This window comes from Mesorhizobium sp. Arg314 (genome assembly GCF_053714275.1).
Genome location: NZ_JBSKBP010000011.1, coordinates 189,308 through 210,354, shown reverse-complemented (window position 1 = coordinate 210,354; position 21,047 = coordinate 189,308). Strand labels below are relative to the sequence as shown.

18 protein-coding genes and 1 tRNA gene are annotated in these 21,047 nt (G+C 64.0%); 8 read left to right on the top strand and 11 right to left on the bottom strand.

Annotated elements, in window-relative coordinates:
* Positions 1 to 129: 129 nt before the first annotated feature.
* Together ACWGS9_RS14825 and mgtE are read right to left on the bottom strand one after the other, a co-directional pair.
* A complete protein-coding gene (locus ACWGS9_RS14825; RefSeq protein WP_027168973.1) occupies positions 130 to 516 on the bottom strand; it encodes a MerR family transcriptional regulator in 387 nt (128 codons plus the stop codon).
* A 143-nt stretch (positions 517 to 659) separates the two neighbouring features.
* The gene (mgtE, locus tag ACWGS9_RS14820; protein ID WP_454505950.1) at positions 660 to 2,078 is read right to left on the bottom strand and encodes a magnesium transporter; all 1,419 of its coding nucleotides are present in this window, start codon (positions 2,076 to 2,078) and stop codon (positions 660 to 662) included.
* Between the two features lie 358 nt (positions 2,079 to 2,436).
* Here mgtE and ACWGS9_RS14815 point away from each other — a divergent pair, with 358 nt between their 5' ends.
* The 7 genes from ACWGS9_RS14815 (at position 2,437) to ACWGS9_RS14785 (ending at position 11,331) form a co-directional block, all read left to right on the top strand.
* Positions 2,437 to 3,108 (top strand): LuxR C-terminal-related transcriptional regulator, encoded by a 672-nt coding sequence (locus ACWGS9_RS14815; protein ID WP_454505949.1) that lies wholly within the window; start codon positions 2,437 to 2,439, stop codon positions 3,106 to 3,108.
* A gap of 122 nt (positions 3,109 to 3,230) precedes the next feature.
* Entirely contained in the window at positions 3,231 to 4,421 is a 1,191-nt protein-coding gene (locus ACWGS9_RS14810; RefSeq protein ID WP_454505948.1) for an aminotransferase class V-fold PLP-dependent enzyme, read from the top strand.
* Positions 4,422 to 4,431: 10 nt separating this feature from the next.
* Positions 4,432 to 5,409 (top strand): HpcH/HpaI aldolase/citrate lyase family protein, encoded by a 978-nt coding sequence (locus ACWGS9_RS14805; protein ID WP_454505947.1) that lies wholly within the window; start codon positions 4,432 to 4,434, stop codon positions 5,407 to 5,409.
* Between the two features lie 18 nt (positions 5,410 to 5,427).
* Entirely contained in the window at positions 5,428 to 6,615 is a 1,188-nt protein-coding gene (locus ACWGS9_RS14800) for a malate--CoA ligase subunit beta (protein ID WP_454505946.1), read from the top strand.
* 14 nt (positions 6,616 to 6,629) lie between these two features.
* Positions 6,630 to 7,529: a succinate--CoA ligase subunit alpha gene (gene sucD, locus ACWGS9_RS14795; RefSeq protein ID WP_320213145.1), complete on the top strand. Its 900-nt coding sequence runs from the start codon at positions 6,630 to 6,632 to the stop codon at positions 7,527 to 7,529.
* A 98-nt stretch (positions 7,530 to 7,627) separates the two neighbouring features.
* On the top strand, positions 7,628 to 8,596 hold the full coding sequence (locus ACWGS9_RS14790; protein WP_454505945.1) for a 2-hydroxyacid dehydrogenase: 969 nt from the start codon (positions 7,628 to 7,630) through the stop codon (positions 8,594 to 8,596).
* A 59-nt stretch (positions 8,597 to 8,655) separates the two neighbouring features.
* Positions 8,656 to 11,331, top strand: coding sequence for a phosphoenolpyruvate carboxylase (locus tag ACWGS9_RS14785; protein WP_454505944.1), 2,676 nt, complete (start codon positions 8,656 to 8,658; stop codon positions 11,329 to 11,331).
* 152 nt (positions 11,332 to 11,483) lie between these two features.
* Here the strand turns inward: ACWGS9_RS14785 and ACWGS9_RS14780 are convergent.
* Positions 11,484 to 11,568 (bottom strand) — tRNA-Leu (locus ACWGS9_RS14780).
* A 183-nt stretch (positions 11,569 to 11,751) separates the two neighbouring features.
* On the opposite strand from ACWGS9_RS14780, the gene lipB reads away from it, so the two are divergent.
* Positions 11,752 to 12,495, top strand: coding sequence for a lipoyl(octanoyl) transferase LipB (gene lipB, locus ACWGS9_RS14775; protein WP_454505943.1), 744 nt, complete (start codon positions 11,752 to 11,754; stop codon positions 12,493 to 12,495).
* Positions 12,496 to 12,505: 10 nt separating this feature from the next.
* Here lipB and ACWGS9_RS14770 read toward each other — a convergent pair whose 3' ends face one another.
* From ACWGS9_RS14770 to ACWGS9_RS14735, 8 genes are all read right to left on the bottom strand, one after another.
* A complete protein-coding gene (locus ACWGS9_RS14770; protein WP_454505942.1) occupies positions 12,506 to 13,756 on the bottom strand; it encodes a site-2 protease family protein in 1,251 nt (416 codons plus the stop codon).
* Positions 13,757 to 14,296: 540 nt separating this feature from the next.
* Positions 14,297 to 14,449, bottom strand: coding sequence for a hypothetical protein (locus tag ACWGS9_RS14765; protein WP_454505941.1), 153 nt, complete (start codon positions 14,447 to 14,449; stop codon positions 14,297 to 14,299).
* A 129-nt stretch (positions 14,450 to 14,578) separates the two neighbouring features.
* Positions 14,579 to 15,262: an ABC transporter ATP-binding protein gene (locus ACWGS9_RS14760; protein WP_320309577.1), complete on the bottom strand. Its 684-nt coding sequence runs from the start codon at positions 15,260 to 15,262 to the stop codon at positions 14,579 to 14,581.
* Entirely contained in the window at positions 15,259 to 16,545 is a 1,287-nt protein-coding gene (locus ACWGS9_RS14755) for a lipoprotein-releasing ABC transporter permease subunit (RefSeq protein ID WP_454505940.1), read from the bottom strand. Before ACWGS9_RS14755 ends, ACWGS9_RS14760 begins: the two co-directional genes overlap by 4 nt.
* Positions 16,542 to 17,870, bottom strand: coding sequence for a proline--tRNA ligase (gene proS / locus ACWGS9_RS14750; protein ID WP_454505939.1), 1,329 nt, complete (start codon positions 17,868 to 17,870; stop codon positions 16,542 to 16,544). The genes ACWGS9_RS14755 and proS overlap by 4 nt, the downstream gene beginning before the upstream one ends.
* Before the next feature lie 677 nt (positions 17,871 to 18,547).
* A complete protein-coding gene (locus ACWGS9_RS14745; protein ID WP_454505938.1) occupies positions 18,548 to 18,832 on the bottom strand; it encodes a DUF1467 family protein in 285 nt (94 codons plus the stop codon).
* Positions 18,829 to 19,233, bottom strand: a complete 405-nt coding sequence (gene mce, locus ACWGS9_RS14740) for a methylmalonyl-CoA epimerase (RefSeq protein ID WP_454505937.1) — start codon at positions 19,231 to 19,233, stop codon at positions 18,829 to 18,831. The genes ACWGS9_RS14745 and mce overlap by 4 nt, the downstream gene beginning before the upstream one ends.
* Positions 19,234 to 19,334: 101 nt before the next feature.
* Positions 19,335 to 21,005 (bottom strand): ribonuclease J, encoded by a 1,671-nt coding sequence (locus ACWGS9_RS14735; protein WP_454505936.1) that lies wholly within the window; start codon positions 21,003 to 21,005, stop codon positions 19,335 to 19,337.
* Between the last annotated feature and the right edge of the window lie 42 nt (positions 21,006 to 21,047).

Sequence of the window (21,047 nt, the reverse complement as noted above, 5' to 3'; positions counted from 1 at the left end):
CCGCGGTCATGCGAAAGATCGTCGTCACCCTAAACGCTAGGCTCAGAGACGCCGCCATTCCTCAGAGTTGATGACGACGTTGCGAAGCGCTTCGGCTAATCGCCAACGTTTTGCTGTGGTAGTTCCGCTCTACGTATTAACACCCAGCTCCGCCAACCGCTCCACGCAGGACTCCTCGGCCTGGTCGAGCTCGGCCAGCGTCTCTTCCAGGTCGCGGCGCTTCTGGCGCAGGTCCTCGCGCTTCTCCTCTATGCGCTTGATCATCAGCTTGAGCTGGCCGACCTCGCCGGGCGGCTCCTTGTACATCTGAATGATCTCGCGGATCTCGTTGATCGAGAAGCCGAGCCTTTTTCCCCGCATGATCTGTCGAATGAGATGCCGGTCGGATGGGCGAAACAGCCGCGTGCGGCCGCGCCTGACCGGCTGCACCAGCCCTTCGTCCTCGTAAAAACGCAGCGTCCGCGTCGACACGTCGAATTCGCGTGTCAGCTCGGTGATCGTATAATATTCCCGCATTCCAGCTCCCAGGCCCGGGCATCGCCGCCTGGAGCGTCGCCCTTCCCTCCGATTAGACCCATCGCGCGCCGGAATCGGCACGTGACCCCGGGGCAGCCTCGCATGGCATTTACGTAAAAGTCAATTAACGCCGGCTTGTTATTTTAGGGCACGCTAAACCACCATGTCGCCAACCCGAGAAAGGCAAAAAAGCCGACACAATCGGTAACCGCTGTGACGAAGACAGCCGAGGCCACCGCCGGATCGATCTTGAAACGGTCGAGCACCAGCGGGATGAGTATCCCGGCAAGCGCGGCGGCGAACATGTTGATGATCATCGCTGCAGCGATAATCCCGCCCAGATTGGGGTCGCGGAACCAGAAGCCGGCGACCATGCCGATAAGCACGGCAAAGACGATGCCGTTGATGAAGCCGACACCCAGCTCGCGACGGATGATGCGGGCGGCGTTGTAGATATCGAGATCCTTGGTCGCCAGCGCTCGCACGGTCACCGTCATGGTCTGCGAACCGGCATTGCCGCCCATGCCGGCGACGATCGGCATCAGCACCGCAAGTGCCACGATATGCTCGATCGTGCGATCGAACAGGCCGATGACCGAAGCGGCGAGGAAGGCGGTCAGCAGATTGACCAGCAGCCAGGGCACGCGCGAGCGCGAGGTGGCGAGCACCGTGTCGGACAGTTCTTCGTCGCCGACGCCGCCCATGCGCAGAAGGTCCTCCTCCGCCTCCTCCTGGATGACGTCGACCACGTCGTCGATGGTGAGCACGCCGACCAGCCGCTCGTTCTCGTCGACCACGGCGGCGGAGAGCAGGTTGTATTGTTCGAACTCCCGCGCCGCCTCTTCCTGGTCCATCGTAGCCGGGATCGCATGCAGGGTCTCATGCATGACGTCCTGGACCTTGACCGCGCGCTTGGCGCGCAGGAGCTGGTCGAGGTCGATGGCGCCGACCAGCTTGAGGCTCGGATCGATGACGAAGATCTGGCTGAAGCGCTCGGGAAGGTCCTTGTCCTCGCGCATGTAGTCGATGGTTTGGCCGATCGTCCAGAACGGCGGCACGGCGACAAACTCGGTCTGCATGCGCCGGCCGGCCGTCTCTTCCGGATAATCGAGGGCGCGCCGCAGCCTGATGCGCTCGGTGAACGGCAGCTGCGACAGGATCTCGTCCTGGTCTTCCTTCTCGAGGTCCTCGAGGATGTAGACGGCATCGTCGGAATCGAGTTCCTGCACTGCCTGCGCGATCTGCGCATTCGGCAGATTGTCGACGATGTCCATGCGGATCGCTTCGTCGACTTCAGTCAGCGCGGAGAAGTCGAAATCGGAGCCGAGCAACTCGACCAGCGCCCGGCGCTGTTCGGGATGAAGCGCCTCCAGCACGTCGCCAAGCTCCGACTGGTGCAGGTCGTCGACTTCGCGCTTGAGGGTGATCGTGTCGCGGTCGGCGATCGCCGCGCCGATCCGGGCGAGGAAAGCGGCGAGAACGGCGCCGTCCTCGCCATAGATGTCGGCGTGCTGCTCCTCGGCGGGCGCGGCGCCGGCCGTCTGTCTGTCCTGGCCTTCCACCAGCGCCTCCCGCCATCAGAATCCCGAAGGGTGTCGAATGAGGTCTAGCGCATCATCCCGAGAACCGGAAACCGCTTTCGAAGAAATCTCAGAGCTTTGCGGCAGATAGCGCGGCGATGAGATTCGTCTTGGGAAGATGTCGCGCTAGAGCCCGGAATAGCCGAGGAAATATCGCGGTGATCTTGCCCCCGGAGCCGCTGACTTACTACGCGTCTCAGGTGTGACAATCGCTTCAGCCGACGCGACAGCGCATGTCGCTGGGGAAAGAGCACCCCTTCCCCATTGAGGCAGAATTGTCATGATGCATCATCCAGCAGGATCGGCGCATCGCTCAACGGCCCGAGGACAAACGCTGCCCTTGAACATCGAGTCCGCAAAGACGAACGAGGCAACTACCGGTCGGCGCGTTCGCGTGGTCGTCGCCGAGCGCAATCCGCTCGTTGTTTCGGCGCTGCGCGAAATGCTGGAATGCGACGGCCGCTTCGAGCTGCTCGGCGCCGTGCAAAGCGGCACGCAATTCCTGGAACTGGCCGCCACCACGCAATTCGATGTCGCCGTCATCGGCTGGAAGCTCGCCGATATGGATGGCGCCGATGTCCTCACCGAAGTTCAGAGCCGCCAGCTTGGCGTGCGCATCACGGTTTTTTCCAACGACCACGACATCGGCATCCTGAAGCAATGCGTGCGCCTCGGCGCCCAGGGCTACTGCTTCCAGTTCGACGATCCGCCGCTAATCTTCGAGACGATCCTGGCGGTCGCGCATGGCCGCATCTGCATCCCCTATATCGACATCAACAAGGTCAACGACACGCCATTGTCCCGGCTCACCGTACGCGAGCGCGAATTGCTCGCGGTGCTTTCCGACGGCTGGACCAACCTGCAGATCGCGACGCGGACCGGGATTTCCGAGAACACGGTGAAATACCACCTGAAGAATCTCTACGACAAGCTGGACGTGCGCAACCGCGCCATGGCCGTCGCGCTCTATTCGAGCGAGAAACGCCGCCCGTCCAAACCGCCTATCGGGTAGTCCGACCGGGTAGGACCATCCCACCCACAAGGGCCAACAACTTACCCGGCAAGGTGTTGTTGGCGAGCCTCGCCAAGACGAAACTTCCTCCACAATCCCAAACGGTCGGAGGAGTTTCGCGCATGGCTGGGTTCACGCATCTTTTCATCCCAGGACCCACCAACATTCCGGAGCAAGTCCGGCAGGCCATGAACCTGCCGATGGAGGATATGCGCGCCTCCTCCTTCCCCAACCTGACGCTGCCGCTGTTCGAGGACATCAAAAAGGTCTTCAAGAACGAGACGGGCCGGGTCTTCATCTACCCCTCCTCCGGCACCGGCGCCTGGGAAGCGGCGATGACCAATGTGCTCAGCCCCGGTGACAAGGTACTGATGTCGCGCTTCGGCCAGTTCTCGCATCTGTGGGTCGACATGGCCGAGCGGCTCGGCTTGGACGTCGACGTCATCGATTGCGAATGGGGCACCGGCGTCCCGCTCGAGCTCTATGCCGAGAAGCTTCGCGCCGACAAGGCGCACCGCATCAAGGCTGTCTTCTGCACCCAGAACGAGACCGCGACGGGTGTCACCAGCGACGTCGCCGGCTGCCGCGCCGCGCTCGACGCCGCGAACCACCCTGCATTGCTTTTCGTCGACGGCGTCTCGTCGATCGGCTCTATCGACTTCCGCCAGGAGGAATGGGGCGTCGACTGTGCCGTCAGCGGTTCGCAGAAGGGCTTCATGCTGCCCGCTGGCCTCGGCTTCCTGTCGGTCAGCAAGAAGGCCCTTGCCGCTTCACGGGTCGCGAAGCACCGGCACTGCTACTTTTCCTTCGAGGACATGATCCGCACCAACGATGCCGGCTATTTCCCCTATACGCCGGCGACGCAGTTGCTGCGCGGCCTGCGCGCCTCGCTCGACCTCATTGCCGAGGAAGGGCTGGAAAACATCTTCGCCCGCCACCATCGGCTGGCCGAAGGCGTGCGCAAGGCCGTCGACGCCTGGGGGCTGAAGCTGTGCGCCAAGACACCGCAATGGCACTCCGACACGGTGAGCGCGATCCTGGTGCCGGAAGGCATCGACAGCGCAAATGTCGTCAAGCGCGCCTACGGGACCTACCAGACCTCGCTTGGCGGTGGCCTCAACAAGGTGGCCGGCAAAGTCTTCCGCATCGGCCATCTCGGCTGGCTGAATGAGGTGATGGTGCTGGCCTCCCTGTCGGCCGCCGAAATGGCGTTGCTGGATTGCGGCGTGCGCCTTGCGCCTGGTTCAGGCGTGGCCGCGGCGATCGAGCACTTCCGCCGCACGGCCGACCTGCCGGTCGCCAAGGCTGCGTGAGGAGCGGACAATGAGCCACACCATCAACCATCTGAAGAAATTGCGGCTGCAGCGCAGCGAGCTGGCTGTGCCCGGCTCCAGCCCGGAGATGATCGACAAGGCGGCGAACAGCGCCGCCGACTTCGTCTTCCTCGACATCGAGGACGCGGTCGCGCCGCCCGACAAGGAGCGTGCCCGCAAGAACATCATCCAGGCGCTGAACGACATCGACTGGCGTGCCAGGGGCAAGACGGTTTCGGTGCGCATCAACGGCCTCGACACGCATTACATGTACCGCGACGTCGTCGACGTCATGGAACAGGCCGGCGACCGGCTGGATACCATCCTGGTGCCGAAGGTCGGCGTGCCGGCCGACCTCTATATGGTCGAGGCCATGGTCAACCAGATCGAGATGGCCAAGGGTTTCAAGACCCGTGTCGGGCTTGAAGCGCTGATCGAGACGGCGCTCGGCATGGCCAATGTCGAGGCGATCGCCGCCACGCCCGGGCGGCTGGAAGCGATGCATTTCGGCGTCGCCGACTATGCCGCCAGCAACAAGGCGCGCACCGTCAATATCGGCGGGCTGAACCCCGACTACCCCGGCGACCAATGGCATTTCGCCCTGTCGCGCATGACGGTCGCCTGCCGCGCCTATGGCCTGCGCGCCATCGACGGACCGTTCGGCGATTTCTCCGATCCCGAAGGCTACAAGGCGGCCGCCAGACGCGCCGCCGCACTCGGCATCGAAGGCAAATGGGCGATCCACCCTTCGCAGATCGCCTTGGCCAACGACGTGTTCTCGCCGCCCGAGAAAGAGGTCACGCGCGCCCGCCGCATCCTTGAAGTGCTGAAGGAAGCCGAGGCGCTCGGCAAGGGTGCTGCCGCGCTCGACGGCAAGATGATCGATGCGGCGTCGGAACGCATGGCGCGCAACGTGCTGGTGGTGAACGAGGCGATCGAACGCGCAGGCCAAACTTTGTTGGCTAATGGGCCGCACGCCGCACAATAAGAACTACGGGAGGACAAGATGGACATCCACGAATACCAGGCCAAGGAACTGCTTGCGCGTCACGGCGTGCACGTGCCGCGCGGCGGGCTTGCCTACAGCCCCGAACAGGCGACCTACCGTGCCAGAGAGATCGGCGGCTCGAAATGGGTGCTGAAGGCGCAGGTTCATTCCGGCGCGCGCGGCAAGGCCGGTGGCATCAAGCTCTGCTCCAACGACGAGGAAATTTCCAACGCGGCGGAAGCCATGCTCGGGCGCAAGCTGGTGACCCAGCAGACCGGCCCTCGCGGCAAGCTGATCTCGCGCCTCTATCTCGAGGAAGCGGTCGACATCGCCCAGGAGCTCTATCTCGGCTTTGTGCTCGACCGCAAGGAAGAGCGCGTCATGATCGTGGCGTCGGCCGCCGGCGGCATGGAGATCGAGGATATTTCCGAGAAAAAACCTGATTCGATCATCCGTGCCACGGTCGATCCCGGTGTCGGCATGCAGGGCTTCCAGGCGCGCGAGATCGCCTTCGGTCTCGGGCTTGAAAGCAACCTGATCGGTAAGGCTACCGAAACCATCCTCGGCTGCTACCAGGTGTTCCGCGACTACGACGCCTCGATGCTGGAGATCAATCCGCTGGTGGTGACGCGCGACGGCAGCCTGGTCGCGCTCGATGCAAAAATGTCGTTCGACGAGAACGCGCTGTTCCGCCGCCCGGAAATCTCCGAATTGCGCGACAAGAGCCAGGAAGACCCGCGCGAGACGTTCGCCAGCGACCGCGGCCTCTCCTATGTCGGCCTGGACGGCAATATCGGCTGCATCATCAACGGCGCCGGCCTCGCCATGGCGACGATGGACATGATCAAGATCGCCGGCGGCGAGCCGGCCAACTTCCTCGACATCGGCGGCGGCGCCTCGCCCGAGCGGGTGGCGAAATCCTTCCGCGCCGTGCTTGGCGACAAGAATGTCGAGGCTATCCTGGTCAACATCTTCGCCGGCATAAACCGCTGCGACTGGGTGGCCGAGGGCGTCATCAAGGCGATCCGCGAGGTCGGCGTCGACGTGCCGCTGGTGGTGCGCCTTTCCGGCACCAAGGTGGAGGAAGGACGCAAGATACTGGCCGATTCCGGCGAGGCGGTGATCGTCGCCGACACGCTGGCCGAAGCCGCCGAAAAAGCGGTCGCCGCCTGGCGCGAAGCCACCAAGAACAAAAAAGCAGCCTGAGGGAGGTCGAGAAAATGGCAATCCTGCTCAACCGCAGCACGCGCGTCATCGTGCAAGGGTTCACCGGCAAGATCGGCAGCTTCCACGCCGACGACATGAAGCGCTACGGCACCAAGCTGGTCGGCGGCGTCACCCCCGGCAAAGGCGGCCAAACGCATCTCGGCCTGCCCATTTTCAACACCGTCAAGGGCGCGGTGCGCGAGACCCGCGCCGAAGCCAGCATCGTCTTCGTGCCGCCGCCCTTCGCCGCCGACTCGATCATGGAAGCGGCCGATGCCGGCATCAAGCTCTGCGTCTGCATCACCGACGGCATCCCGTCGCAGGATATGATGCAGGTGAAGCGCTACATGCGCCGCTACCGCTTCGAAGACCGCATGCGCCTCGTCGGGCCGAACTGCGCCGGCGTCATCACGCCCGGACAGGCGCTGATGGGCATCATGCCCGGCAGCATCTACCTCCCCGGACGCGTCGGCATCGTCGGCCGTTCCGGCACGCTGGGCTACGAGGCCGCCTCGCAGATGAAGGCGCTGGGCATCGGTGTGTCGACCAGCGTCGGCATCGGCGGCGATCCGATCAACGGCTCGTCCTTCAAGGACATCCTGCAGCTCTTCGAGCGGGACGAGGACACCGACGCCGTGGTGATGATCGGCGAGATCGGCGGCCCGCAGGAAGCCGAAGCCGCGATCTGGGCGCGCGACAATATGCGCAAGCCGCTGATCGCCTATATCGCCGGCCTTTCCGCCCCGAAGGGCCGCCGCATGGGCCATGCCGGCGCGATCATCTCGGCCTTCGGCGAATCGGCGCAGGAAAAGGTCGAGATCCTGAAGGAAGCCGGCGTCGTCATCGTGCCGACGCCTGCCTCTTTCGGCGAGGTCGTGGCCGACACGCTGGCGCGGACCAAGAAGGCAGCGTGACGGCCGACCGCCGCGCGAAGCCCGCGCAGCGCAGGAGGTAATGTCTGTATCGGGTCGCCGGAAGCGTCGCGGCGACCCATCGATCGGCAGGAAATTCGATGAAACCGCGTTTGATTGTCACCCGCAGATGGCCGGCCGCCGTCGAAGCGATCCTCGCCGAGCGCTTCGACACGACGCTCAACGCCAGCGATACGCCGCTGAGCCCTGCCGCAATGACTTCCGCCTTCGCGGACTTTGATGCGATCCTGGCAACGGTCAGCGACCGTTTGCCTGTCGCGGTGTTTCCCGCCAGCGCCGCCCGCACCCGCATCATCGCCAATTTCGGCGTCGGCTTCAGCCATATCGATGTCGCGGCGGCGCGCGACCGCGACATCGTGGTGACCAACACGCCGGGCGTGCTGACCGATTGCACCGCCGATCTTGCGCTTAGCCTGATGTTGGCTGTCGCGCGCCGGACCGGTGAAGGCGAGCGGCAGTTGCGGGCCGGTGAGTGGCGCGGCTGGTCGCCGACCCACATGGCCGGCGCGAAAGTGTCGGGCAAGACCTTGGGCATTGTCGGCATGGGGCGCATCGGCAAGGCGACAGCCAGGCGCGCGCATTTCGGCTTCGGCATGAAGATCGTCTTCTTCAATCGCTCGCCTGTCGATGATGACGAGACGCGCGCCATGGGCGCCGTGCAGATGCCAAATCTGGAAGATGTGCTCGCAACATCCGACTTCGTGTCGCTGCATTGTCCGGGCGGCGCGGAAAACCGCCATCTCATCGATGCTCGACGCCTTCGGTCGATGAAAACCGGCGCGTTCCTGATCAACACGGCGCGAGGCGACGTCGTCGACCAGGATGCCCTGATCGGCGCGCTGCAAAGGCGCGAGATCGCGGGCGCGGGTCTCGATGTCTTTGCCGACGAGCCGGCCGTTCCGGAGGCGCTGAAGCGGTTGGAGAACGTCGTGCTGCTGCCGCATCTCGGCAGTGCGACCGAGGAAACGCGCGTGGCGATGGGCATGAAGGTGGTGGAGAACCTGACCGCCTTCTTCGAGGGTCGCCCGGTTCCCGACCGGGTCGCCTGACGCCGGCGCCACCTCGATTTGAGGGGCGCGGCTGCGATCGATGCGAACGAGGAGCGGCTTTGGAACAGAGCAGACGCATCAAGTTTCGTGAGGACGAGCGCAGCCTGTTGTTGCGCCTGCTGCTTCAGGTCGCAAGCGCGCGCGAGCCCGAGATCGCCGCGGTCTTGAGCGGACGCAGGTCTCTTGTCTCCCTCGCCGCCGAGCAGCGCATTCCGGCGCTTCAGGCGAGCGGCGTGTGGTTCCAGTTGCTGACGATCGCCGACGAGCTGCTTGCCATGCGGGCGCGTCGCGAACTCGAACAGGGCGCGGGTGTCGACGAGGTGCCCGGGTCCTTCGCCAGCGTGGTCGCGCAGATGACGGCGAACGGCCACTCGGCGGAAGAAGTCCAGGCGGCACTCGACGGGCTTTGCGTCGGCCCGACCATGACCGCCCACCCGACGGAGGCCAAACGCGTCACCGTGCTGGAGATCCATCGCCGTATCTATCGCAAGCTGACCGAGCTCGACCAGCCGCGCTGGGCGCCGCGCGAACGCGACCTGTTGGTCGCGGACCTCGAAAGCGAGATCGAGCTTCTGTGGATGACGGGCGAGCTGCGGTTGGAGCGCCCGACGGTCGAACGCGAAATCGCCTGGGGCCTGCATTTCTTTCGCGAAGTCATCTTCGAGGCGACGCCGCAGCTCTATGGCAAGCTTCAAGGCGCCTTCGAGCGTCACTATCCGGGCGAGGCGATCAGGATTCCCTCCTTCATGCGCTATGCCTCGTGGATCGGCGGCGACCGCGACGGCAATCCGAATGTGACGGCCGCGGTCACCAGCCATGCCATGGCCGAATACCGCAACACCGCCATAGGCTGGTATCTGACGCAGGTGCAGCGGCTGGTGGCGGTGCTCAGCGCCAGCTCGAACGTCATTGAGCTGCCGGCCACCTTCAGGCCAGTGCTGCAGACGGCGCTTGAGAAAAGTGGCGAGGCTGAAGAGATCGCCGCCCGAAACCCTGATGAGCCCCTTCGCCAGTTCGCTTCGGCCTTGCTTGCCCGGTTGGTCGCGACGCGGGACGGCGGTCAGGCGGCCTACCTCTCGGCGGAGGCGTTTCGCGCCGATCTGTACGGGCTGTCCTGCGTTCTCGAAGCGATCGGCGGACGCGCGGTAGCCAGGCGTTTCGTTCAGCCTCTGCTTTGGCAGGTCGGAAGCTTCGGCTTCCGCACGGTCTCGCTCGACATCCGGCAGAACTCCACGGTCGTCAACCGTGTGCTGGCCGAGCTGTTTACGCTGACGGATCCGGTCGCGACCGGCACGCCGCAATGGTCGGCGCGCATTCGCTCTGGCCTCAGCCAGGGCGAGCGGCTGGAGATCGACGAAGGGCGGCTCTCGCCTGAAGCAGGCGAACTGCTTTCGACATTTTCCGTCATCGCCAAGCACATCGCGGGTTCGGATGCCGACGCCGTCGGCTCTTTCGTGCTCAGCATGACACGCTCGGCCGACGATCTGCTCGCGGTCTACTTGCTGGCGCAATATTGCGGGCTTTCAACCGCGCCCGGCGGCGGCGGCGCGATCAGGCTGCGGATCGTGCCATTGTTCGAGACGATCGCCGACCTGCAGGCTGCCCCCGGCATATTGAACGGATTGCTCGACACTTCGCTGGTGAGGCGCACGGTGCGCGATTTCGGCGCGCGCCAGGAAATCATGCTTGGCTATTCTGATTCGAACAAGGACGGCGGTTTCCTGGCTTCCAACTGGGAACTGGCGAAAGCGCAAAAGCGCCTCGCTGCTATCGGCCGCAAGCACAAGGTCCGGATCAGTTTCTTCCACGGCCGTGGCGGCTCCGTCAGCCGTGGCGGCGCACCGACCGGCCGGGCGATCGCCGCACAGCCGCAAGGCACTGTCGCCGGCACCATGCGGGTGACCGAGCAGGGCGAGGTCGTATCGTCGAAATTCGCCAATCGCGGCACCGGCCCCAACCAGCTCGAAGTTCTCGCCGCCGCCGTGCTGGCCCATGGTGTGGGATCGCCCGGCGATGCCGTGCCGAAGGAAACGCCGGAGTTCGACGAAGCGCTGGAGGCGCTGGCAGGCATGTCGCAGGCGTCCTATGCCGGGTTGATGGCCGAGTCCGGCTTCCTCGATTATTTCAACCAGGCGAGCCCGGTCGCGGAACTTGCGCTGCTGAAAATGGGCTCGCGGCCGGATCGTCGTTTCGGCGCCAGCGGCATCGCCGACCTGCGCGCCATTCCATGGGTGTTCGCCTGGAGCCAGAATCGACATCTGTTGACCGGCTGGTATGGCATCGGCAGCGCGCTGAGTTCTTTCGTCACGGTGCGCGGCGAGGCCGGGCGCGAGCTTCTGGCCCGCATGTTCGAGCACTCGCGCTTCTTCCGCCTGATCGTCGACGAGGCCGAGAAGACGCTCTACCAGTCCGACATGGAAATCGCGCGGCTCTATGCCGGCCTGGTGTCCGACAGCGATGCGGCCAGCCGAATCTACGCCCGCATCACCGCGGAATATGAGTTGACGCGACGCCTGATCAGGGACCTCACGGGAGGTGATCTTTCCGCGCGCTTCCCGATGTTCAAAAGGCGTTTCGACAATTTGCGCCGGCAGATGGATGACATCCACCGGCTGCAGGTCGATCTGCTGCGCGAAGTTCGTGCAAATACCGGCACGGCGGATCAGAAGCGGGCTACCGACGCGCTGCTCGTATCGATCAATTGCATCTCGGCTGGCCTCGGGTGGACGGGATAGGCCGGGTTTGCCGGGCCACCTGTTAGCAAAGCTCAAAGCGGCGGCACGGCCTCAAGCCTGTCGCCGCATCTGTTTTGGCTCTCGGAAAAAGAGATGCGCGCCGACCCGCTTCGGTCACGGGCTCATCCAAGAAACACTTTTTTGGGGGAGAATGGTGCGGTCGAGAAGACTCGAACTTCCACGGGTTGCCCCACAGCGACCTCAACGCTGCGCGTCTACCAATTCCGCCACGACCGCACGTGGTAGGAGCCGGAACCGTCCGGCTCGGGGCCTGTAGCAAATCGTTTCCGGCGAAACAAGTGCGCCATGCGGAATAATCGTTAGCTGCTGCCGGCACAATGCCACAGGCTCGCGACGAGGAAGCGGAACTGGACGTTTTGACCGATTGCCGCCATATAAGCGCAAGTTGAGAAACACTCCATGACAGAACGCAGCCAGATCGCCACGTCGTTCCTGCCGCTCCCCGGTTCGGCGCCGGTGGAATGGGTGATCGAACCCGGCCTTACGTCCTATCCGGACGCGCTGGCCTTCATGGAGGCGCGCGCCGACGCAATTCGAAGCGGCGCCGCCGGCGAGATGGTCTGGCTGGTCGAGCATCCGCCGCTCTACACCGCCGGCACCAGCGCCCGCAGCGAGGATTTGATCGAGCCCGACCGGTTTCCGGTCTTCGCCGCCGGGCGTGGCGGCGAATACACCTATCATGGCCCGGGACAGCGCGTGGCTTATGTCATGCTCGACCTGAAGCGCCGGCGCGAGGATGTGCGCGCCTTCGTCGCCGCGCTCGAGCAATGGATCATCGGCACGCTGGCCGCCTTCAACGTGCGCGGCGAGCGGCGCGAGGACCGCGTCGGCGTCTGGGTGGTGCGGCCGGATCGGCCTGCCCTGCCGGACAGCAGGCCGGCCGAGGACAAGATCGCGGCAATAGGCATCCGGCTCAGGCGCTGGGTGAGTTTTCACGGCATCGCGATCAATGTCGAACCGGACCTTGGCCATTTCAGCGGCATCGTGCCCTGCGGCGTCTCGGACCACGGCGTGACCAGCCTCGTCGATCTTGGCCTTCCCGTCACCATGGCCGACCTCGACCTCGCGCTGAAATCCGCCTTCGAGGATGTGTTTGGACCCGCAGCGGTCCCAACCGCCGAACCGGCCCGCAAGGCAGGCTGACCCGCCGCCCCTACATCAGCTGTGCCGAAGCCCAGAGCATGCCGTAGCCGTGGATGGCAAACACCGCGAGCAGCGCGCCGGCCATGGCCAGCCGGTCGAAGGTCTGGATCGGCTTCAGCTCATGGCGCGGCTTCACGCCGCTGCCCATGGTGATCAGGCTGAGGATCGAAAACACCGCGCCCGCGATCAGCAGGAAGCTCGGCGAGAAACCGGCCCGCCAGCCGAGCGCAAGAAGCGCGGAGAGCAGGAAGAAGGACGCCAGCGCGAGTGCCGCCGGACCGGGGCAGATCTGGCGCAGCACCTGGCCGCCGTCGAATTTCCACACCGGCACCAGATTGGCGATGTTGAACAGCGACGCGCAGCCGGCAAGCGTGGCCAAAAGCATGGCGGCCAGGCGATGTCCCTCGCCATTGGCGAAGCCGCTGGCGGCGATCAGCACCGGCACCAGGAAAGCGGAAAAGCCCGCGCCCATCAGCGCCACGAACGCCACTTCGAAGCGGCTGTCATAGGGCCTGCCGCCGATGGCGATGCCGCCGAGCAGCGGAATGAAGATCATCCGCGCCCGGCGATGCCCCGTCAGCCGGAAGGCCGCCATGTGGCCGAGCTCGTGCAGGGCGACCACCGAAGTCAGGATCGTGGCCAGCGCGAAGCCGCCGAGGCTGAGGCCGAAGAATGGCCATAGGATACCGGCCGAAAGCACGGCAAAGCCGACCTGGCTCACCGGATGCTCGAACCAGCCACCCTTGCGATACGTGCCGGTTGCCGCCCAGACGTCCAGCTTGCGCAGCTCGCGGCGCATGGCAAAGAAGCGGAAGATCAGAAACGCGACGCCGCGATAGCGGTCGGTCTGGGTAAGCGTGACCCGCGTGGCATCGCCCTCGGACGCAAGCTCGGCGGTCTCGCGATAATTCGCCCAGAACGATGGATCGAGCGCCGTATCCTCGATGACCGTCATCGAGAAGTAGCTTCCCTCCCTCAGATCCTCAAACCGCGCCTTGCGTTCGATCGACCCACCGTCCCGGCCTTCCCAGGACAATTTGATCAGCGCCGTCCCCTCGCCGTCCAGGGGCTCGGCGGAAAGGATTTCGCCGGACCAGCCGGCATCGCCGCCGAACGGCCACAGCGCCTGCCAGAGACGATTGCGGCCGGCCTTGATCACACGGCTGGCCGTCACCGTGCGCAAACCGAGCGGCAAGGTCATCAAAAGAAAGATCAGTCCGAGATTGCCGGCCACGAGAGTGACCGTGACGATGACCGACACTGCCTTGGCTCCCCTGTCTTGAGCTCCCTGTCTTGAAGGAGCAGCCTAGCGGCGGCGCGGCCAAGAAAGACTTAACAAAGGGCGGGCCCTTGCCCTTCCCGCAATGGGCGGGCTCTTGCCGTCCCAGGGCGGGCTCTTGCCGTCCCAGGGCGGGCTCTTGCCCTCCCAACAACAGGGCGGGCTCTTGCCCGCCCGGACAGCGGCGGCCAAGCCGCCTGATCACATGGCGCCGATCCAGATCGCCATGGAAACGAGGAAGGTGCTCATGCAAACCAGCGAGACGACATCCTGAACCAGATCAGACATAACTCTCTCCGTTGTTGGTATGTTCGTAATTTGTTCTAATTTTGTTCGAATGTCAACGGCCGTCTGGCACAGCGGCAGGGCGAGAAATTTTGCACAGTAAATGAAAGGTTAACCGCCCGATGGGAGGTGAGAAGCCGTGAACGGCCCACAAAATCAGACGCTATCGGCTGCTGGTCGCCTTGCGCAAAGTGCTGGGGATTGGCTGTTTGCCTTCGCGACAGGAGCGCTCGAAACCTACGACTGTGGACAGCCGCAGGTCTCCCGGTTGAAGCCCTGGACACACCGGTATGAGCCGCCATGCGGACAACCGAAAAGCAAGGAGTAGACAGTCGTCAAGGCGACCATCAGGAACAACAGCGCGACAATGCCGACAATGACCTTTTTCACGGCGGCCTCCGACCGGCGGGAGATCGCATCGTATCACATCTGCGGCAGATGCATCGGGCCGACTGCGATGACAATCGTCGCTGCCTAAAACTCGGCGCCTGGCCCCTCTTGGGTAGATACCGGCTTGGCCTACAGCGGGACGACCTTGCCCTCGGCCAGCGTCACCCGCCGGTCCATGCGCCCGGCGAGCTCGTGGTTGTGGGTGGCGATCAGCGCCGCAAGGCCCGACTGCCTGACCAGCGCCTCCAGCGCATCGAACACGTAGGAAGCGGTGACCGGATCGAGATTGCCCGTCGGCTCGTCGGCCAGCAGCACCAGCGGCGCATTGGCGACCGCGCGCGCGATCGCCACGCGCTGCTGCTCGCCGCCGGAAAGCTCGGCCGGCCGGTGCTGCGCACGCTTGCCGATCTGCATATAGTCGAGAAGCTGCGCCGCCCGTTCCGAGGCGTCCTTGGAGGAAAGCCCCTTGATCAGCTGCGGCATCATGATGTTCTCGAGCGCTGAGAACTCCGGCAACAGGTGATGGAACTGGTAGACGAAGCCGACATCATTGCGGCGGATCGCGGTTCGCTCCTCGTCCGACAAGCGGCCGCAGGCACGGCCTGCGAGCATCACGTCGCCGGCGTCGGGCCGCTCCAGCAGGCCGGCTGTGTGCAGCAAGGTAGACTTGCCGGAGCCCGACGGCGCCACCAGCGCCACCATCTCGCCGCGCCTGAGCGAAAAGTCGGCACCGTTCAAAATGGTGAGCTTGCGCGGCCCCTGGACATAGTGCCGCTCGACGCCCTTCAACTCGATAATGGCCTCGGCCATCACTCGTACCTCAAGGCTTCGACGGGATCGAGCCGGGCGGCCCGCCACGCCGGGAACACCGTCGCGAGGAACGACAAGGCCAGCGCCATGATCACCACATAGGTCGTCTCGCGCGGATCCATCTTCGCCGGCAGCTGGCTGAGGAAATAGAGCTCCGGATTGAACAGTATCCTGCCGGTCATCCACGAGAAGAACTGGCGGATCGATTCGATGTTGAGGCAGATGACGACGCCGAGCAGCACGCCGGCGATCGTGCCGGTGACGCCGATCGCCGCTCCTGTCATCAAGAAGATGCGCAGAATCGCTCCGCGCGAAGCGCCCATCGTGCGCAGGATGGCGATGTCATGTCCCTTGTCCTTCACCAGCATGATGAGGCCGGAAATGATGTTGAGCGCCGCCACCAGCACGATCAGCGTCAGGATCATGAACATGACGTTGCGTTCGACCTGCAGCGCCGAGAAGAAGGTCTCGTTGCGCTGGCGCCAATCGACGAGATCGACCGGCCGTTGCGCCGCCTGCTCGACCAGAGGCTTCAGCGCGTCGACATTGTCTGGATTGTCGACATAGATCTCGATGGTCTGCGCCCGCCCATCCATGTTGAAATAGAGCTGCGCTTCCGAGAACGGCATGTAGACGATCGAGTTGTCATATTCCGACATGCCGACCTCGAAGATCGCCGCGACCTTGTAGCCCTTCATGCGCGGCGTCGTGCCGAGCGGTGTCACGTCGCCGTCGGGAGAGATCAGCGTTATGGTATCGCCAAGCACCAGCCCGAGGCTTTCGGCCATGCGCTTGCCGATCGCCACGCCATCGCCGGTGTCGAAGCCGTCAAGCGTGCCCTGCTTGATGTTGCTGGAGACGATCGAAATCTTGCCGAGGTCCTCGCCGCGGATGCCGCGCACCAAGGCACCCGCGCCGCCGCCGACATTGCCTTGCGCCAGCACCTGGCCGTCGATCAGCGGGATGGCGTATTTGACCCCGGAGACGCCGTTGATGCGGCTCGCCACCTGGGCGTAATCCTCCAGCGGCGAATCGAGCGGCTGCACGATGAGATGGCCGTTGACGCCGAGGATGCGGGTCAGCAATTCGGCGCGGAAACCGTTCATCACGGCCATGACGACAATCAGCGTCGCGACGCCCAGCATGATGCCGAGGAAGGAAATCGAGGCGATGACCGAGATCACCGTCTCCTTGCGGCGCGAGCGCAGGTAGCGCCACGCCACCATGCGCTCAAAGCCGGAAAAGGCGCCCGCCCCTGATCTGGCCGCTGTCCCCGCCTCGCTCATGCGGCGATACCCAGGCGCTTCCTGGCCTCGGCGATCGGCAGCGTTTCGCGCTCGCCCGACTTGCGGTTCTTGATCTCGACCTCGCCGGCGGCCACGCCACGCGGGCCGACGATCACCTGCCACGGCAGGCCGATCAGGTCGGCGGTGGCGAACTTGCCGCCCGGCCGCTGGTCGGTGTCGTCATAGAGCACGTCCTTGCCGGCCGATATCAGCGCGGCATAAAGCTCGTCGCAGACGCGGTCGCATTCGGCATCGCCGGCCTTCATGTTGATCAGGCCGATATCGAAGGGCGCCACCGCTTCCGGCCAGATGATGCCGTTCTCGTCATGGCTCGCCTCGATGATCGCCGCGACCAGCCGCGACGGACCGATGCCGTAGGAGCCGCCCGAGGCGTAATGGTCCTTGCCGTCGGGGCCGGTCACCTTGGCGTTCATGGGCTTGGAATACTTCTCGCCGAAATGGAAGATATGGCCGACCTCGATGCCGCGCGCCGAGAGCCGGTCGCCTTCAACGACCTTCTCCCAGGCCGCTTTGTCGTGCATTTCGTCGGTGGCGGCGTAAGGCGTCGTCCATTTCTTCACGATGTCGCCGATCTCGGCATCGTTGGAGAAGTCGGTGCCGGCGCCCGGAACGTCGAGCGCGAGATAAGCGCGGTCGCAGAACACCTGGCTCTCGCCGGTCTCCGCCAGGATGATGAACTCGTGGCTGAGGTCGCCACCGATCGGACCGGTGTCGGCGCGCATCGGAATGGCCTGCAGGCCCATGCGCGTGAACGTCCTGAGATAGGAGACGAACATGCGGTTGTAAGCTGCCCTGGCGCCCTCGAAATCGAGGTCGAAGGAATAGGCGTCCTTCATCAGGAACTCGCGCGAGCGCATGACGCCGAAGCGGGGACGCACCTCGTCGCGGAACTTCCACTGGATGTGGTAGAGATTGAGCGGCAGGTCCTTGTAGGACTTGACGTAGGCGCGAAAAATCTCGGTGACCATCTCTTCGTTGGTCGGACCGTAGAGCATATCGCGGTCCTGGCGATCCTTGATGCGCAGCATCTCCTTGCCGTAGTCGTTGTAACGGCCGCTTTCGCGCCACAGATCCGCCGACTGGATGGTCGGCATCAGAATTTCCAACGCGCCGGCGCGGTCCTGTTCCTCGCGGATGATCCGGCAGACCTTGTCCAGCACGCGCTTGCCCAATGGCAGCCACGAAAAGCTGCCCTGCCCCTGCTGGCGGATCATGCCGGCGCGCAGCATCAGCCGATGCGAGACGATTTCGGCCTCACGGGGATTTTCTTTGAGAATGGGCAGGAAGTAGCGCGACAAACGCATGGACTGGTCCGTGAATGAAGATGGCGGCGCGGGGAATCGGCGCAACCGAGGCTGCTTGCCCGGGCTTCATAGCCATTTCATGGCCGAATGGAAACCCGAGTGCCCCAAAGTATCGGGGTCTTCTGCACCCTACCAAAAAGGCGATTTTGGCTGCAAAGTGCCGCAAATGGCTATTTGATCGATTCACAAGCAAGCCCTGCCGCACTATTGTGCAGTGCAGCACGATATTGCCTGTTTCGAGGCAAAATTCTTCGTGACATTTTCACCTGCCTTGGTCTAGTGTGCCCCGATAACCGAGAGGGCGGAGAAAAATCTGCTCTCCTACGCGGTCAAAGTCTTGGGAGGATGCGATCTAGGCGCGGTAACTCGCTGCCGCCGGACACCGGAAACGGATCGGACGCGTTTAAATTGCAAGGCCTCGTGCCTTGCATTTTTTTTGTGCAATCATCTGCTTAGCACGACCATCTGCCAAACAGCATCGACCATGATTAGCCGCCGAAATCGGAAGCCGGCTTCCGATTTCAACCTTGACGCGCGCTTACTGCTCAATACTTGCGGAGACTGTGTCTAGAGCAATTCCAGGAAAAGTGTGAGCGGTTTTCCGCCCGGAATTGCGGCAAAACAAAGAGATAGAGCGGTTCGCCGTTTCCGTGAAACGGTGAGACGCTCTAGCGGTATCAGTGACTGGCGTCCGGCGTGAAGTCCGGCATGACCCGCATGATGTCGTCGAAACCGAATCCCAACCCCATCGTAAGACCGTAGAGAATACCCATGACGATCACCGTCACGATCGTCGCGCGGACGAAGGCGCGCAGCATATGCGGCCCCCGCGGCGCGCTGGAAACGGTGCCAAGCGTGACATCCTGATCGTCGTCCTGGGTGCGCAGGCTGAACGGAAGAACAACGAACAGCACCAGCCACCAGGTGACGAAGAACAGCGCGGCGAACAGAATCCAGTTCATACCTGCTCCAGTTCGACGAGCGTGCCGAAGAAATCCTTGGGGTGCAGGAACAGCACCGGCTTGCCATGCGCGCCGGTCTTCGGGTTGCCGTCGCCCAGCACGCGCGCGCCGCTCGCCTTCAAATGGTCGCGGGCGGCAAGGATATCGTCGACCTCGTAGCAGACATGATGCATGCCGCCCGAAGGATTCTTATCGAGGAACGCCGCGATCGGCGAGGCATCGCCCAGCGGCTCCAGCAACTCGATCTTGGTGTTGCCGACATCGACGAACGCGACGGTGACACCGTGTTCCGGCAGCGCCTGCGGCTCGCTCAATCGCGCGCCCAGCGTATCGCGATAGGCGGCCATTGCCGCGGCCAAGTCCGGCACGGCAAGCGCGACATGGTTCAGGCGTCCAAGCATAAAGCGCTCCGCTTTTAGGGGAGTAAGGCAGAAGGCACAAGAAAGTAACCACTCGTTCTTCTCTACTGCCCTACTGCCCTACTGCCCTATTCCCCTGTTCGTCACCGCGTGACGAATACAGTCACCAACGGCTTCTTGCCCCAGGCTTCGTTGGCCGCGCCGCGCACGGCACGGCGCACCGCTTCCTGCACCAGGTCGAGGTCTTTTCGGCGCTGGCGCGGGATCGAGTCCACCGCGCCGATTGCCGCATCGAGCATCAGATCTTCCAGAGTCTCGCCCTTGGCATCGGCCTCGGCGACGCCGATCGCCACTAGGTCGGGGTCGCCGGCAAGCTCATATTTGTCGTCGAGCACGACATTGACCGCGACATGGCCGGCGAAGGACAGCTTGCGGCGATCGCGTATGCCCATCGCCTGGTCGGTGCCGATCAGCAGGCCGTCCTTGTAGAGCCGGCCGAACGGCACCTGGTCTATGATCGTCGCCGGACCGGGCCAGAGCCTGAGCATGTCGCCGTCGCGCACCTGCGCCACCTGGCCGATGCCCGACATCGACATCAGCGAGCCCTGTGCCACGAGATGCGCTGCCTCGCCATGCACGGGAACGCCGATCTGCGGCCGCACCCATTCATACATCTTGCGCAATTCGCTGCGCCGCGGGTGGCCGGAGACGTGCACCAGCGCGTCGCCGTCCTCGATGATCTTCATGCCGAGGTCGATCAGCCGGTTCTTGATTTCGAGGATCGCCTTTTCATTGCCGGGAATGGTGCGCGAGGAAAACACCACCGTGTCGCCGGCTGTCAGCGCCACCGACTTCATCTCGTCACGCGAGAGCTTTGCAAGCGCGGCCAGCGGCTCGCCCTGGCTGCCGGTGCAAATGATCACCAGGTTCTCGCGCGGGATATAGCCGTAGTCTTCCTCGGCGATGAATTCCGGAAGGCCGTCCATGTAGCCGAGCTCGCCCGCCACATCGATGACGCGCTTGAGCGAGCGGCCGAGCACCAGGCATTGCCGGCCGGCATCGCGCGCCGCCCTGGCGATCGAGACGATACGCCCAACATTGGAGGAGAAGGTCGTGACCGCGACGCGGCCCTTGGCATTCTCGATGACGCCCTTGAGGCCCTCGCCGACCGCCACTTCCGACGGCGACTCCCCTTCCCTGAGCGCATTGGTGGAATCGCAGATCAGCGCCAGCACGCCTTTGTCGCCATAAGCGCGGAAACGCGCCTCGTCGGTCTTCGGGCCGATCGTCGGCGCCGGGTCGATCTTCCAGTCGCCGGTGTGGATCACGGTACCGGCGGGCGTGGTGATCGCCAGCGACATCGGCTCGGGAATCGAGTGCGCAACCGGGATCGCCTCGATCTCGAACGGCCCGATGGTGAACGTCTCGCCGGCGCGATAGATCGACGCCGGGATCTTCGGGGCGTTCCGCTCGCCCTGCCGCTTGGCTTCGAGCAGACCGGCGGTGAACGGCGTCATCCAGACCGGCGCCTTGAGCTTCGGCCAGATGTCGAGCAGCGCGCCGTAATGGTCCTCATGCGCATGCGTGATAACGATGCCGCGCAGGCCGTCGAGGTTCTCCTCGATGAAGCGCGTATCGGGCAAGATGAGATCGACGCCCGGATGTGCCGCGTCCGGAAACGTGACACCGACATCGACGATGATCCATTCACGCGCGTCGGCGGGTCCGTAGCCGTAGAGGGCGAAGTTCATGCCGATCTCGCCGACGCCGCCCAGCGGCGCGAAAACGAGTTCGGCGTTTTCCTTATTCGCCATGCATTCTTTCCTTCCTGGCCGCTTCGGCCAAGCCGTTCGAGC

What these genes read in the sequence shown, in the direction of transcription:
- ACWGS9_RS14825 (WP_027168973.1), bottom strand. Translation starts at nt 516, where the DNA reads ATGCGGGAATATTATACGATCACCGAGCTGACACGCGAATTCGACGTG.
- ACWGS9_RS14810 (WP_454505948.1), top strand. Translation starts at nt 3,231, where the DNA reads ATGGCTGGGTTCACGCATCTTTTCATCCCAGGACCCACCAACATTCCG.
- ACWGS9_RS14805 (WP_454505947.1), top strand. Translation starts at nt 4,432, where the DNA reads ATGAGCCACACCATCAACCATCTGAAGAAATTGCGGCTGCAGCGCAGC.
- ACWGS9_RS14800 (WP_454505946.1), top strand. Translation starts at nt 5,428, where the DNA reads ATGGACATCCACGAATACCAGGCCAAGGAACTGCTTGCGCGTCACGGC.
- sucD (WP_320213145.1), top strand. Translation starts at nt 6,630, where the DNA reads ATGGCAATCCTGCTCAACCGCAGCACGCGCGTCATCGTGCAAGGGTTC.
- ACWGS9_RS14790 (WP_454505945.1), top strand. Translation starts at nt 7,628, where the DNA reads ATGAAACCGCGTTTGATTGTCACCCGCAGATGGCCGGCCGCCGTCGAA.
- lipB (WP_454505943.1), top strand. Translation starts at nt 11,752, where the DNA reads ATGACAGAACGCAGCCAGATCGCCACGTCGTTCCTGCCGCTCCCCGGT.
- ACWGS9_RS14755 (WP_454505940.1), bottom strand. Translation starts at nt 16,545, where the DNA reads ATGAGCGAGGCGGGGACAGCGGCCAGATCAGGGGCGGGCGCCTTTTCC.
- proS (WP_454505939.1), bottom strand. Translation starts at nt 17,870, where the DNA reads ATGCGTTTGTCGCGCTACTTCCTGCCCATTCTCAAAGAAAATCCCCGT.
- ACWGS9_RS14745 (WP_454505938.1), bottom strand. Translation starts at nt 18,832, where the DNA reads ATGAACTGGATTCTGTTCGCCGCGCTGTTCTTCGTCACCTGGTGGCTG.
- mce (WP_454505937.1), bottom strand. Translation starts at nt 19,233, where the DNA reads ATGCTTGGACGCCTGAACCATGTCGCGCTTGCCGTGCCGGACTTGGCC.
- ACWGS9_RS14735 (WP_454505936.1), bottom strand. Translation starts at nt 21,005, where the DNA reads ATGGCGAATAAGGAAAACGCCGAACTCGTTTTCGCGCCGCTGGGCGGC.